Consider the following 13,095-nt stretch of genomic DNA (forward strand, 5'->3'; position numbering starts at 1 on the left):
TTTATTTTGTCAATGAAATTTTATAAAAAAGACAGTAGTGATATAATGCAAGCCTGTCATTTAACATAAGAAACAAACATGAGTTATCAAACGCTAGATGAGACATCCGCCACGCTTGCTTTGTGGTATGTGGTAAATACTTCTTTGACCGCCTTTTATAAATTGACCGAGCAATTTGGCGGTGCAAAGCAGGCTCTGACAGAAGGGCTTGGGGCATGGCAGGAGCTTGGTGTGCATAACGCCCACATCAAAAGATGGCAGGATGTTGATGACGTCATGGCGATGGTAGCCAGACTGCATGATGAAGCAGGGCGTGGGGTGTACGGCATGCTTTTGATGGATGATGAGCGTTATCCTGAAATACTCAGACAAATGTATGACCCACCACCAGTGCTTTTTTATCGTGGGGAGGTGACACGCTTGTCGGATAGGCAGGTGGCAGTCGTCGGCAGTCGTTCTCCCACAGAGTTTGCTTATCAGATGACTTTTAATATGGCAGAATATTTGGCTTATCAGGGGCTAACCATCACCAGTGGACTGGCAGGCGGTATCGATAAGGCGGCACATCTGGGCGGATTATCAAATGGACGGGGGCAGACGGTGGGGGTGATGGGAACAGGCATTGATGTGTGCTATCCTAAAAACCACAATGCTCTGTATGCTCAGATTATTAATGAGGGTGGCTGTCTCATTAGCGAGCTGCTGCCCGCCACGCCCGCCACCAAGCACAACTTTCCACGCCGTAACCGTCTGGTGGCAGGGTTATCACTTGCCACGCTGGTCACCGAAGCCACCATTGCCAGTGGTTCGCTCATCACCGCACGCCTGACCGCAGAGCAAGGTAAGCAAGTTTTCGCTGTGCCTAGCTCTATCGATAATGTTAATGCCGAGGGCTGTCATCATCTCATCCGTGAAGGGGCGACCCTGATTTACCACCCCAGTCAGATTATTGATGAACTTAGTGGAAGTGTGATGGGCTATAACGCCCTACCCAAAACCTTCTCTCGGGGTGTTTCAGCCCTTGATAATGCTCATGAAAAACTCCCTGTGTCCGCACCAGTTGCCATTGCACCCCATTTGCAGGGCGTGTTTGATAAGTTATCCAATCAGCCGACTGACCTAGATACACTTGTGGCGGCGACCGCTTTGGATGTTGGGACATTGCTGGCGTCTTTGTTGGAGCTTGAAATGATTGGTATGGTAAAAGTGGTTGGGGGTCGCTATGAGCGAGCATGAATGTATCACTCACAGTGCTGATGTGGCGTATGAATGGGTCATGCAAGGTAGGATTTTGGCTTATCCTACCGAGAGTGTATGGGGGCTGGGCTGTCATGCTTTTGATGTGCAGGCGGTAAATAAGCTTCTTGCCCTAAAACAACGCCCTGTCGAAAAGGGCGTGATTGTACTGACTTCGGATGAATCATGCATTGATGTATTTTTGAAAAATCTGCCGAAGGCTCGCCAAAATGACGTCATCAAAAGTTGGGCGTGTGCCGATGACAGACGGCAGGCGAGTACGTGGCTGTTTGATATCCCTGATGGGGTTGATATTCCCCAATGCGTGCGTGGCAAACATGAGAGTCTTGCCATTCGGGTGATTCACCACGCTAAAATCGCCAAATTATGTGATTTGCTTGCTACTCATGATAACAATCCGTTTGGCTTTTTGGTATCTACCAGTTGTAATGTTGGTGGGCAAGCCCCTGCCCATGACTTTGAGACGGCGTGGCGTTATTTTGGGGATGAAGTCTGTTATCTGCTCGGCGATACGCTAGGCTATGATAAACCCAGTCAAATCATTCATGCCAGTACAGGGCAGGTGGTGCGATAGTTTTGACAGTAATAAAAAAACCCTTTGTGTGATACAAAGGGTTTTGGCTTTTTAAAGCAAGCAGATTGCTTGGATATCAGTTAGATACCAGCGGCAGCTTTAAAAGCGGCTTCATCAAAGTCTTCGCTGTGAGTCACAACCACAGTGCCTTTGTCGATGTTTACGTTAACAAATTTAACGCCAGTAACGGTTTCGGTTTTGGCAACCAGAGCGTCAGCAGCAGCTTGGTCGGCAACAGTTAGATTGAATTGAGATTGTGGCATAATATACTCCATGGGTAAATGAGAATGGTGGGAATGTGTTTAAATGAGATGAGTTTGAACCAGCTCATCATTTAGAACTTAGTCTTATTTTAATTGATATTAAGCTTTGTGCAATAAAATACAGATAAAATGCCGTAAACTAAGCCTTAATAGCATTGATTTTACAAGCAATTACAATGTAAACTAATGTAACCTAAAATTGGCGATTTGCCACGTATTTCAACCATTTTGATGGTGCGATTAACAAAAATATTGATGAAAATGGCGTTTTGTTAATCAATTTTAATGCGTATTTTAAAAGTTTTAAATAACTATTCCTTATACATTATGTGCCAAAAAGTTTGTTTTTCTTACTAAGTTGTGATTTAATAGCCGTGCTGAATAATAGCATTTTTTATTTATCACCTAAACACTTGATAAAGTTGGATTTTATTGAGTTTTTTAAAAGGAAGGATTATGCAAGAAAAAGCAACATCTTCTCGCATGCAGAGATTTTTAAAGGGCGTAGAGTGGCTTGGCAATCTGTTGCCACACCCTGCCATTTTATTTGTATGGATGTCAGTTATTTTGCTCGTACTATCGGCAATCATGTCGATGATGGGCGTATCGGTGGCTGACCCACGCCCAGAAGGGGCAAAGGGGCGTAGTGAAGACGGCATGATTTATGTTGTCAATCTCTTAAATGGCGACGGGCTTGCCAAGATTGTTGAGAATCTTGTGTCCAATTTCACAGGCTTTGTGCCACTGGGGACGGTGCTTGTCGCTCTGCTTGGGGTGGGTATTGCTGAGCGGTCAGGCATGATTTCGGCAGCCCTTCGGGGGCTTGTCATGAACGCCCCGCCAAAGATGGTTACTTTTGTCATTGTTTTTGCAGGTATTATGTCAAACACCGCTGCTGAGCTTGGCTATGTGGTGCTGATTCCGTTGGCGGCGATGATTTTTCATTCGTTGGGCAGACATCCGCTGGCAGGACTTGCCGCTGCCTTTGCAGGCGTGTCGGGTGGTTATAGTGCCAACTTATTGCTTGGTACGGTTGACCCACTACTGTCGGGTATTAGCCAAGAAGCGGCACGCATCATTGACCCTGACTATGTCGTGGGAGCAGAAGCCAACTGGTATTTTATGGCGGCAAGTACGTTTTTGGTAAGTGGTATTGGCTACTTTGTCACCGAAAAAATCGTGGAGCCATCACTGGGTAAATACAACCCTGATGACGCCGATGACCCAAGCGTGCTTGATAGCAAGGTGGAGCGACTGACCGCCTTAGAAAAGAAGGGACTGGTTTGGTCGGGCGTGTCCATGCTGATTTTTTGTTTGCTACTGGCATGGACGATTGTGCCTGCAGACGGGATTTTAAGACATCCTGAGACAGGGCTTGTGGCAGGCTCGCCATTTTTGCATGGGATTGTGGTGTTTATCTTTGTGTTCTTTGCCATTCCAGGGATTGTGTATGGTAAGATTACAGGCACCATCAAGAGCAATGATGACGTGGTGGATGCCATGAGTGCTGCCATGAGTTCGCTCAGTATGTACATCGTGCTGGTGTTTTTTGCTGCCCAGTTTACCGCCTTTTTTAATTGGTCAAACATCGGTTCGGTCATGGCGGTATCGGGAGCGAATTTCCTAAATGACATCGGACTGACAGGACCTTTGTTGCTCGTGGGCTTTATCCTGATTTGTGCTTTTGTCAATCTTATGCTCGGCTCGGCATCAGCTCAGTGGGCGATTACCGCACCGATTTTTGTACCCATGCTCATGCTGACAGGCTATGCCCCAGAGATGATTCAGGCGGCGTATCGTATCGGTGATAGTAGCACCAACATCATCACACCGATGATGAGCTACTTTGGGCTTATCATGGCGGTGGCGATTCGTTACAAAAAAGACACAGGGGTCGGCACGCTCATGTCGCTCATGATTCCGTACTCGCTCTTGTTCTTGGTGGGGTGGACAGCGTTGTTCTGCATTTGGGTGTTTGTCTTAGGCTTGCCCGTAGGACCAGGGGCTGCGACTTATTATACACCTTAATCTTGCCAGATAATAAAAATCCCTTGTTTGATGACAGGGGATTTTTTAAAGTGGCTTACCAAGCCATTTACCAAACCGATTTGCTAAATCATCTAAAATCAGTTTGGTTCGTTGGGAGATGTTTTTGCAAAATATGCTGAGCAAAAGTGTGTAGGGGTGATGATGGTGTCAATTTTTATGGTGTATGGCGATGGGTTTGGCAGGGGTTTTTTGATGGTTTTTAAAAATTTATCACAAAAATTTAAAAAACCCCTTGCATTTTTGCCAAACTTTGCTATAATCATCGCCCACAGCTTTTGGCAAATTTGTCAATCAAAACGGTGACGTGGGTGAGTGGCTGAAACCACATCCCTGCTAAGGATGCATACGGGAAACTGTATCGAGGGTTCGAATCCCTCCGTCACCGCCATTTATTTTAAAAAATAAATAAAAAAGGCTTGACATACTAAATTTTTAGTGTATAATAGCCGACCACAACAAGTGGTAAAGATTGATAATCACATCAGTTGTACTGCACCCGTAGCTCAGTTGGATAGAGCACTTGGCTACGAACTAAGGGGTCGGGAGTTCGAATCTCTCCGGGTGCGCCATATACCAAACACCAAAACTTGATTAAGTTTTGGTGTTTTTATTTGTGTGGGTTTATCAAATGGGTTTATGAAAATAATTTGATGGCTTAACATGGTATAAATTTAGGTTTGGCTTAATTTTTAAATTACAGTATCAAAAATTTAAAATTACCACAAATTCACAATGTATAGATGTAGGGGCTGGCTTTGCAAGCCTTGAAAGATGGCGTGTTTAACACGCCCCTACTAGTCTGTGGCAAATATTAAGCTCGTTAAGCATAAGTCGTCAAATAGCCATTTTATGTAAAACGGATGAAAGCGTGACATTTTGTCAAACGCCAATAAAATAGTATTAATGACAATCGCACCCTAAGACTTTACACATAAAAGCGTCATAAATATTCAACACACCTCAAAGTCATGGTAAAATAAAGCCTATTTTGACTCTATTTATCACCATGGCTAAAAAAAACAAAACCCCAAAACCCCGTCCATCACAGACACACAGCGAAGATGAGCCCATACAGGTGGACCCTGATGAGCTACCTGTCATCGCCAAACCCTTGGTGCGAGTGATGGCACTGTTGTATGACGGCATGCTGATATTGGCAATGTTGTTTTTGGCGGGGACGATTGGGGCGGTGATCGGTACGCTGTTGTTTATGGAAGTAGGAACAGACTCGGCACATGCCCAAAGACTGCCAACTTGGTATCAAAATGGGGTTATGACACCGCTGTTTGTGCTGACCTTGATAGGTTTTTATGGGTTGTTTTGGCGAAAATCAGGGCAGACGCTCGGCATGCAGACATGGCGATTAAAGACGGTGGATAACGCAGGACATCTGCTGACGTGGGCACAAAGCACACGCCGTATCATCAGTGCCTGTCTACTACCCATACTCTGTGCGACCATCGGTGGGGTGCTACATGGCTCACGACTGGCGGTGCTGATGAGTGCCATGCTTGGGTTTTTGTTTAATTATCTGTTTTGTGCATTCAATACTCGGGGGCTTGCGGTGCATGACATGCTGTCTAACACCATTACCCTAAAAGTCCCCAAAATCCAGCATGAAAGCCTGTGGCAGGCATGGCGTAAAAAACAAGAAGCCCCCTAATAAACAAGAAATCTAAAAATCGCCCAGTCTGTGTGGATTGGGCGATTTTATATAAGGGCTTTTAATTTTTTAAAGTTTGCCATATTGTTACTTTGACATCCAAATAAAAAACCTATTTACCAAAAATGGGTAAATAGGTTGGAGAAACAAAAACAAGTAAAAAATCAGCCATCAATTAACGTGGGTTTACAACCACGTTTTGGTCGGTATTAATGATAATCTCAGAAGGTCTGTCCACAACGATACGCACTTCATTAGGGTTTACTTGGTGGGCGTTGCGGTAGTTGTCATAGGCTTCGGTGCAGCCCACACAACGAGAGAGTGCCGACCAAGGTTTGACAACCAAAGTCTCATAAGAACTCTCCACGCTACCTGATGCCATAGAAAATGGCAAGCCTACCGCGTGAAGGGCTGTGCCTGCAACCGCACCCACCAATTGTAGGGGTTTGGCAACGGTAATATCAAGTACCGCAGAGCCGTAAGTAGGGCCAAAATCTTCTTCATCAATCTCAATGGCAGCGTGAGCGGTGGTACTAATAAGAGCGGTGGCAGTCAGTGCTAATAGTGTGTGTTTGATTTTCATGAGAGTATCCTAATGGGGGCGATTTGCCCAAGATAGATTTATGCTAATATTAAAACAAGTTCCGTCCATATTATCAAGCTTATTTTGCCAAAAAGTGGGTGGACGGTAAAATTTTCCGACAAGGGGTAAACAAATCAGTAACATTTGGCGACGTCTGATGATTACCAACAGTTGATAAATCAAACAGTGGGATTAACAGCTGGGTTAAGTGGCTGACAGCTCGGGCAGTACACACTGGCTCGCCCACCGATTTTAATGTTTTCCAAAATCTCATGACACACCGTACACGGCTCACCTGCCCGCCCATAAGCCAGTAGAATTTGCTGAAAATAGCCCGTTTTGCCTGCCCCCACGGTAAAGTCCCGAAGACTTGACCCACCTTGTTCGATGGAGCGAGCGAGTATCGCCTTGATGTTATTGACCAGTACGGCCATCTTGTCTTTATCTATCTGATGGGCAGGCATGGCAGGGTGTATGCCTGACATGAACAGGCTCTCTACCGCATAGATGTTGCCCACACCGACCACGATGGACTGCTCCATGATGACGGATTTGATGGGGCGAGCGATGGGTCGTTTGGGGTTTTTATGAATCATCCTATACAGATAGTCGGCATCAAAGGCATCATCCAAAGGCTCTACCCCAAGTTTGTCAAGATAACGCTCAGCATCATCTGCCCACATCACCATGCCAAAACGTCTGGGGTCATGATAATGCAAACGCACCGATGAATCATCAAAGCCAAAGATGACGTGGTCATGCTTGCGTGGGGCAAGGGCGTCATGCTGTTGCAGACTGCCTGACATGCCCAAATGAATGAGCAGGCGCAGGGGTGAGCCGTTTTTATTAAAATCAAGCAGTAGGTATTTGGCACGGCGAACCACACGCACAAGTTTTGCCCCGACAAGCTTGTCTAGGTCGTCTGGTATTACTTCACGCAGGCGATAACCTGACGTGTAAATGTCGCTGACACGCTGACCGATGAGTGGGGCAAGGCTGGCTTTGGTCGTTTCAACTTCGGGTAATTCAGGCATGATTGGGGTTCTAACAAATCGGACAAGAGTAATAAATGGCTATTTGCTTTTGTGTCTAGGTTTGTTATTATAGCTAATTTTGAGAAAGAATGCCATTGGCTGGGTTTGTGATGTTTTGTGTGGTTATCAAAGCATTTGTTTGTATTTATCAAACGGTAAAGATATTTTAAAAGGAAAAATATGACAAAGTATCCAACCCCAAAAATCATCATCGCTTATGCCTTATTTACAGGCTTATTAAGTGGTCTTCTAACCTTGCCATTTGTTAGCCTTTTTATGACAAGTCGTAATGATTGGGGTTATTTGGCTATTTATTTTTATTGGTGGTTTTTGGTGAGTTTAGTACCTACCTTGTTAAGCGGTATTGTGATTAGCTATTTTAAAATCATCATCAAAAGACCCTTTGACTATTTGAAGCCTTTTGGTGTTGCATTTTTGGTATTTTTTATTTTGGGGTTGGTGTTTATTGGCGTTTTGGCACTTATGGAAATTGATTCAAGATTGTTGAAATTTGAAAGTGCTATCTACTTTATCATGCTAATATTTTGCATTGCATTGCATTGCATTGCATTGCATTGCATTGATAAGCGGAGTGTCATCAACCATATTAGCCAAATTTATTTTTCCAAAATATTAAAAGGAAAATTTTATGAACAATAATAAAGAAAACAAATACCCAACTTTAAAAGTCATTATGCTTTATCCATTATTAGGTGGTGCTATTTTTTGTGTTATTGTCATTGCTATAATGTTTTTAATTTTATTAAATAGTGGTGTTGCTTTTTCATTAGAATATTTTGGTATTGTTAAATAAAGATAGATTTTAAGGTTTTCCGTTTGGACTGAGCTTGTCGAAGTCTAGGAAAACCGTTATGGTTCGACAAGCTCACCACGAACGGCTTTCTAGAAAAGTATACTCAATTAACAATACCAATATTTTTATTTTTATTTAATGACATTTTCTTGGATTGGATGTATTTTAAATTTAATCATTGCTTTTATTTTTATTATTTTTAAAATCAAAATCATCAACAAAAATTATGCTAAAATTTTTGGCATAGGGTTTTTTATATACTTCTTGTCCAGTTTTTTATTTTTTCATTCTGATATGAATGTAGGTCAGGCACTTGTATTTGTTCTAGGTTGTGGTTTATTTGGTGGAGTGTCATCAACCATATTAGCCAAATTTATTTTACCAAAATATTAAAAGAGAAATTTTATGAATAAAAATAAAATCATCATTCATCTTGCCCTATTATCAGCCGTCATTGTTGGTGCTATTTTATATTTTTATATATTTAATGATTATCAAGAAATACTTACAAATAATTGGATTTCCTTAATTTTTATCGTAATTGTTATTCATATATTGATAGAATTATTTTTTAAAGTGCTTTTAAAATATTTTCAAGAAAAAATTCCTCATACTTTTAAAAAAGAAAATTCACTACCTACCACACCAATGCAATGGAAAATTTATAATTTTGCAATGATGTTTTTTGTGGGAATGTATGTTTTGTTTTTTGTGGTTTTGGGGCTTGCTATTTTGGTTCTTGGCGGAATGTGGTTGTGGGCGTATTATTTTGGCAATTGAATGTTTTTCTTGCCCAAACCCAAAAATAATGCGATAATAGCAAGTTAAATCCCTTGTTTTTATTTTGTAATTTTTCTTTTTAAATCAAAAGGATAGCTATGGCTCAATATATCTATACGATGAACAAAGTGTCCAAAATCGTTCCGCCAAAACGGGAGATTTTAAAGGACATTTCGCTTTCTTTCTTTCCGGGTGCCAAGATTGGCGTTTTGGGTCTCAACGGTGCAGGTAAATCCACCCTGCTACGCATTATGGCAGGTGTGGACACAGAGTACAATGGCGAAGCTCGTCCGCAGGCGGGCATTAAGGTCGGCTATCTGCCCCAAGAACCCCAGCTTGACCCCAACAAAACCGTGCGTGAAAATGTGGAAGATGGCGTGCGTGAAGCCCTAGACGCCCTAGAACGCCTTAACCAAATCTATGCCGAATATGCCGAGCCTGATGCCGATTTTGACAAACTTGCCGCCGAGCAAGGCAAAATGGAAGACATCATTCAAGCGTGGGACGCTCACAACCTAAACACTCAGCTTGAAAAAGCGGCGGACGCACTTCGCTTGCCACCGTGGGACGCTGACGTGTCTAAGCTGTCAGGGGGCGAAAAACGCCGTGTTGCCCTGTGCCGTCTGCTCCTGTCTAAGCCTGATATGCTCCTGCTTGACGAGCCGACCAACCATTTGGACGCAGAATCTGTGGCGTGGCTAGAACGTTTCTTAAAAGACTACTCTGGCACGATTGTGGCGATTACCCATGACCGCTATTTCCTTGACAATGTCGCCGAGTGGATTTTGGAGCTTGACCGTGGCTATGGCTATCCTTATCAAGGCAACTACACTGAGTGGCTAGAACAAAAAAATAAACGCCTAGAACAAGAGCAAAAGCAAGAAGAAGCCTTTGCTAAGGCGTTAAAACAAGAGCTAGAATGGGTGCGTAAAAACCAAAAAGGTCAGCAAGCCAAATCCAAATCTCGCCTTGAACGCTTTGAGGAGATGAACTCTCGTGAGTTTCAACAGCGTAATGAGACGGCGGAGATTTATATTCCACCAGGACCAAGACTTGGCAATAAAGTGATTGAAGTCAATAATATCTCAAAATCCTTTGGCGACCGCCTGCTTTATGAAAACCTATCGTTTAGCGTGCCACCCATGGCGATTGTCGGTATTGTGGGGCCAAACGGTGCCGGTAAAACGACCCTATTTAATATGATTACGGGCAAAGACAAACCCGACACCGGCACGGTAGAAGTGGGCGAGAGCGTAAAAGTCGCCTATGTGGGGCAGGTCAGAGATGAGCTTGACGACAACAAAACCGTGTGGGAAGAGGTCTCAGACGGACTTGACATGATTACCGTGGGCGAGTACACCACGCCAAGCCGTGCTTATATCGGACGCTTTAACTTTAAGGGTCAAGACCAACAAAAACGTGTGGGCAGTCTGTCAGGCGGTGAGCGTAACCGCCTACAACTTGCCAAAACCCTAAAACAAGGGGCGAACGTTATCCTACTTGACGAACCGTCCAACGACCTAGATGTCGAGACCTTGCGTGCCCTAGAAGATGCCATTGAAGTCTTCCCTGGTACGGTAATGGTGGTCTCGCACGACCGCTGGTTCTTAGACCGTATTTGTACGCATATTTTGTCGTTTGAAAATGAACAGCCTGAATTTTTTGACGGCAATTACACTGAATACGAAAAATGGCGTAAAGAGCGACTTGGGGCAGATGCCACGCCTAAGCGGATGAAATATAAGAAGATTGGGGGTTGATTTAGCTTTCAATAATAAAAACAGCGACTTAAATGGGTCGCTGTTTTGGTGTACACAATTAAAAAAATATGGTTTAAAGAAATAATGTTAAACAGAAATTTTTTAAGAAAAATCAAAATTGATAATATTTTAAAATATTTGGAATTAGCGACAAAGCTTGTCGCAATTATAATTATTGTTGCTACGATAATTGGTGGTTTAAATATTTACTCTTATCTAAAAGACATTAACCATTTATTTTTGTTTTCTGATGTAGTTGGAATATCGTACGCTTCCGTCTCTGCTTTAATTTCTTATTTTTTATTTGTATTTGTAGTCTCTCTTGGTTTTTTATCGCCATTTATCATACCAGTATTTCTGTTAATTATAAGTAATGATGGTAACAAAAATAACAATACAACCAATAAAACAACCAATAGAAATCCAAAATCTCTATTCAATCCAAGCGAAAGATTATTAAAATTTATAACAAATATTAAATCACTATTGCAGTTTGGCATTTTGTGCATAAGTCCTATATGTCTTATTGCAATTCCACTATTGCCAATTATGCTAATCATCTTTATTGTTTGTTCTTTTCCATTTTATGTTATAAACTTTATTATTAAAGAATTTTTCTTTGGAAAAGAAAGGATTTTATCATTTAATTTATTATCAAAGTTTATACATTGGATTTCATTCTTGTGTACAATTAGCATTACAATAATTGTATTTTTTGGCAACGACTTCTTAAAAATACTTTTATATGGAATTATAATATTTTTCATTGTAATATCTTTTTTGTATACAAGATTATTTATAAAAAATATATATGATAATAATGTATTAATTTCTGAAAAATTGCTCTTGATAATCGTTTTATCGTTTATGTCAATATCTCCTTCATTATTACATTTTTTATTTGTGGTTTATCCTACGGTTAATATCATTAAATATGAAATTGCTGTTATTTTATTTTATATATTTAGCATTTTTCTATTTGGTCTATCTTGTCTTTTATCACATATCACAATTTATGATTATTTTCAAGAAAAGAAATTTGATTATACAAAAAAATATAATATGAAATTGATTGTTGTAAATTTCATACCTGTTTTTATATATGTATTGTACTTGTCATATTTTTCATCTTATAATATGTCTCTATACTCATTAAGATTTATAGAAAAACCCCAAGACTCATCTTGGTATCTTATTCATAATGGCAATACCAATTCTAATACAATAAATGGACTAACTCAAACAGATATCACAAAAGCAAAAGAGATTTTTAATGCTCAAAATTGTGATGGCTTGACTGATAAAGTGCAAGAGAATTGCAAAAATGATAATAAACAAATCTTTAACCAAAGACAAAATGCTCTTTATGGTTATATGGCGTGGAATTTGGGTAACACCAAAGTATTTTGCCCTGTGTCGGTGGATTTCTTTAAGTTTACTGCTGATGAAGAAAGTCGAATCAATCAGTCAAAAGATATCGCAAAAACAAAAACCCAACAGGAAAAATCCGCCAAATGTCTTGTGATTGACGGCAAATATTTACAACCTGTTAGTGAGCATTATTTGGGCCAAATGATGTTGTGTGAAAAAATCCATAAAAACACATAAATTTAAAGTTTGGTGGCGGTTTTTTGTCTTTTTTCAGGCTATTTTTACCAACAACAAAGACCGTCAAACCACGATAATCCCAAATCCATTTTACCAAAACCCAATTTTCCGATATAATACCCCAAAACCAACGACAAGAGACATTATGGCACTATTACCCATTTTACATTATCCTGACCCACGTTTGCGTACTGTGGCAAGCGAGGTTGGCGAGATTACTGATGAGATTAAGACCTTAATCAGCGACATGTTTGAGACCATGTATGATGCCAAGGGCATTGGGCTGGCAGCGACACAGGTGGACAGGCACGTGCAAGTGGTAACCATGGATCTCGCCAAAGAAGGCGAAGAACCACAGCCCAAGGTGTACATCAACCCCAAAGTCACGCCACTGACCGATGAGCTTGTCCCTTATAAAGAGGGCTGTTTGTCCATTCCTGAGGTGTATGATGACGTCAGTCGCCCTGCTCGTGTGCAGATTGATGCCTTAGATGCTGACGGCAAGCCATTTAGCGTTGAGGCGGATGGGCTGTTGGCAGTATGCATTCAGCATGAGCTTGACCACCTAAAAGGCATTGTGTTTGTGGATTATTTATCCCGCCTAAAACAAGACCGTGCCAGAGAAAAGGTGCGTAAAGTGGTCGCCAAAAAAGGCTGATGTGCAAGCGTTCATAGATAGCCCAAGATGGATATCCAGTAAAAAACCAAAC

Annotated in this window: 13 protein-coding genes and 2 tRNA genes; 12 read left to right on the forward strand and 3 right to left on the reverse strand. The window is 41.6% G+C overall.

Annotated elements, in window-relative coordinates; all coding sequences use genetic code 11:
- The first annotated feature begins 78 nt into the window (after positions 1-78).
- Positions 79-1,236 (forward strand): DNA-processing protein DprA, encoded by a 1,158-nt coding sequence (gene dprA / locus DX073_RS07125; protein WP_115006973.1) that lies wholly within the window; start codon positions 79-81, stop codon positions 1,234-1,236.
- Positions 1,223-1,831, forward strand: coding sequence for an L-threonylcarbamoyladenylate synthase (locus DX073_RS07130; protein ID WP_115006975.1), 609 nt, complete (start codon positions 1,223-1,225; stop codon positions 1,829-1,831). The genes dprA and DX073_RS07130 overlap by 14 nt, the downstream gene beginning before the upstream one ends.
- A gap of 80 nt (positions 1,832-1,911) precedes the next feature.
- On the opposite strand, the gene DX073_RS07135 is transcribed toward DX073_RS07130, so the two are convergent.
- Entirely contained in the window at positions 1,912-2,094 is a 183-nt protein-coding gene (locus DX073_RS07135; RefSeq protein ID WP_115006978.1) for a hypothetical protein, read from the reverse strand.
- 456 nt (positions 2,095-2,550) lie between these two features.
- On the opposite strand from DX073_RS07135, the gene DX073_RS07140 reads away from it, so the two are divergent.
- The 4 genes from DX073_RS07140 to DX073_RS07155 all read left to right on the forward strand — a co-directional run bounded on the left by DX073_RS07140 (position 2,551) and on the right by DX073_RS07155 (position 5,806).
- Positions 2,551-4,122 carry an AbgT family transporter gene (locus DX073_RS07140; RefSeq protein WP_115006980.1) on the forward strand — a complete coding sequence of 524 codons (1,572 nt, stop codon included), beginning with the start codon at positions 2,551-2,553 and terminating at the stop codon, positions 4,120-4,122.
- A gap of 319 nt (positions 4,123-4,441) precedes the next feature.
- Positions 4,442-4,531: transfer RNA gene (locus DX073_RS07145), tRNA-Ser, on the forward strand.
- Positions 4,532-4,635: 104 nt separating this feature from the next.
- Positions 4,636-4,712, forward strand: a tRNA-Arg gene (locus DX073_RS07150).
- 542 nt (positions 4,713-5,254) lie between these two features.
- A complete protein-coding gene (locus tag DX073_RS07155; RefSeq protein WP_115007546.1) occupies positions 5,255-5,806 on the forward strand; it encodes an RDD family protein in 552 nt (183 codons plus the stop codon).
- Positions 5,807-5,981: 175 nt separating this feature from the next.
- On the opposite strand, the gene DX073_RS07160 is transcribed toward DX073_RS07155, so the two are convergent.
- Entirely contained in the window at positions 5,982-6,389 is a 408-nt protein-coding gene (locus DX073_RS07160) for a hypothetical protein (RefSeq protein ID WP_115006982.1), read from the reverse strand.
- Between the two features lie 179 nt (positions 6,390-6,568).
- Complete coding sequence (gene mutM, locus DX073_RS07165) at positions 6,569-7,423, reverse strand: bifunctional DNA-formamidopyrimidine glycosylase/DNA-(apurinic or apyrimidinic site) lyase (protein WP_115006984.1); 855 nt, start codon at positions 7,421-7,423, stop codon at positions 6,569-6,571.
- Positions 7,424-7,699: 276 nt separating this feature from the next.
- Between mutM and DX073_RS07170 the strand changes: the two genes are divergently transcribed.
- The 6 genes from DX073_RS07170 (at position 7,700) to def (ending at position 13,043) form a co-directional block, all read left to right on the forward strand.
- Positions 7,700-8,083 carry a hypothetical protein gene (locus tag DX073_RS07170; protein WP_147279694.1) on the forward strand — a complete coding sequence of 128 codons (384 nt, stop codon included), beginning with the start codon at positions 7,700-7,702 and terminating at the stop codon, positions 8,081-8,083.
- Complete coding sequence (locus DX073_RS14300) at positions 8,073-8,237, forward strand: hypothetical protein (RefSeq protein WP_181814391.1); 165 nt, start codon at positions 8,073-8,075, stop codon at positions 8,235-8,237. The genes DX073_RS07170 and DX073_RS14300 overlap by 11 nt, the downstream gene beginning before the upstream one ends.
- Positions 8,238-8,642: 405 nt before the next feature.
- Positions 8,643-9,017, forward strand: a complete 375-nt coding sequence (locus tag DX073_RS07180; RefSeq protein WP_115006990.1) for a hypothetical protein — start codon at positions 8,643-8,645, stop codon at positions 9,015-9,017.
- 98 nt (positions 9,018-9,115) lie between these two features.
- Positions 9,116-10,777, forward strand: a complete 1,662-nt coding sequence (gene ettA, locus DX073_RS07185; RefSeq protein WP_115006992.1) for an energy-dependent translational throttle protein EttA — start codon at positions 9,116-9,118, stop codon at positions 10,775-10,777.
- Between the two features lie 84 nt (positions 10,778-10,861).
- On the forward strand, positions 10,862-12,385 hold the full coding sequence (locus tag DX073_RS14085; protein WP_147279695.1) for a hypothetical protein: 1,524 nt from the start codon (positions 10,862-10,864) through the stop codon (positions 12,383-12,385).
- 145 nt (positions 12,386-12,530) lie between these two features.
- On the forward strand, positions 12,531-13,043 hold the full coding sequence (gene def, locus DX073_RS07205; protein ID WP_029103579.1) for a peptide deformylase: 513 nt from the start codon (positions 12,531-12,533) through the stop codon (positions 13,041-13,043).
- Positions 13,044-13,095 lie beyond the last annotated feature (52 nt).

Source organism: Moraxella lacunata, assembly GCF_900453205.1.
Lineage (GTDB): Bacteria > Pseudomonadota > Gammaproteobacteria > Pseudomonadales > Moraxellaceae > Moraxella > Moraxella lacunata_B.

Excerpts from the sequence above, each read along its gene's own strand:
- dprA (WP_115006973.1), top strand. The coding sequence starts at position 79 with ATGAGTTATCAAACGCTAGATGAGACATCCGCCACGCTTGCTTTGTGG.
- DX073_RS07130 (WP_115006975.1), top strand. The coding sequence starts at position 1,223 with ATGAGCGAGCATGAATGTATCACTCACAGTGCTGATGTGGCGTATGAA.
- DX073_RS07135 (WP_115006978.1), bottom strand. The coding sequence starts at position 2,094 with ATGCCACAATCTCAATTCAATCTAACTGTTGCCGACCAAGCTGCTGCT.
- DX073_RS07140 (WP_115006980.1), top strand. The coding sequence starts at position 2,551 with ATGCAAGAAAAAGCAACATCTTCTCGCATGCAGAGATTTTTAAAGGGC.
- DX073_RS07160 (WP_115006982.1), bottom strand. The coding sequence starts at position 6,389 with ATGAAAATCAAACACACACTATTAGCACTGACTGCCACCGCTCTTATT.
- mutM (WP_115006984.1), bottom strand. The coding sequence starts at position 7,423 with ATGCCTGAATTACCCGAAGTTGAAACGACCAAAGCCAGCCTTGCCCCA.
- DX073_RS07170 (WP_147279694.1), top strand. The coding sequence starts at position 7,700 with ATGACAAGTCGTAATGATTGGGGTTATTTGGCTATTTATTTTTATTGG.
- DX073_RS14300 (WP_181814391.1), top strand. The coding sequence starts at position 8,073 with ATGAACAATAATAAAGAAAACAAATACCCAACTTTAAAAGTCATTATG.
- DX073_RS07180 (WP_115006990.1), top strand. The coding sequence starts at position 8,643 with ATGAATAAAAATAAAATCATCATTCATCTTGCCCTATTATCAGCCGTC.
- ettA (WP_115006992.1), top strand. The coding sequence starts at position 9,116 with ATGGCTCAATATATCTATACGATGAACAAAGTGTCCAAAATCGTTCCG.
- DX073_RS14085 (WP_147279695.1), top strand. The coding sequence starts at position 10,862 with ATGTTAAACAGAAATTTTTTAAGAAAAATCAAAATTGATAATATTTTA.
- def (WP_029103579.1), top strand. The coding sequence starts at position 12,531 with ATGGCACTATTACCCATTTTACATTATCCTGACCCACGTTTGCGTACT.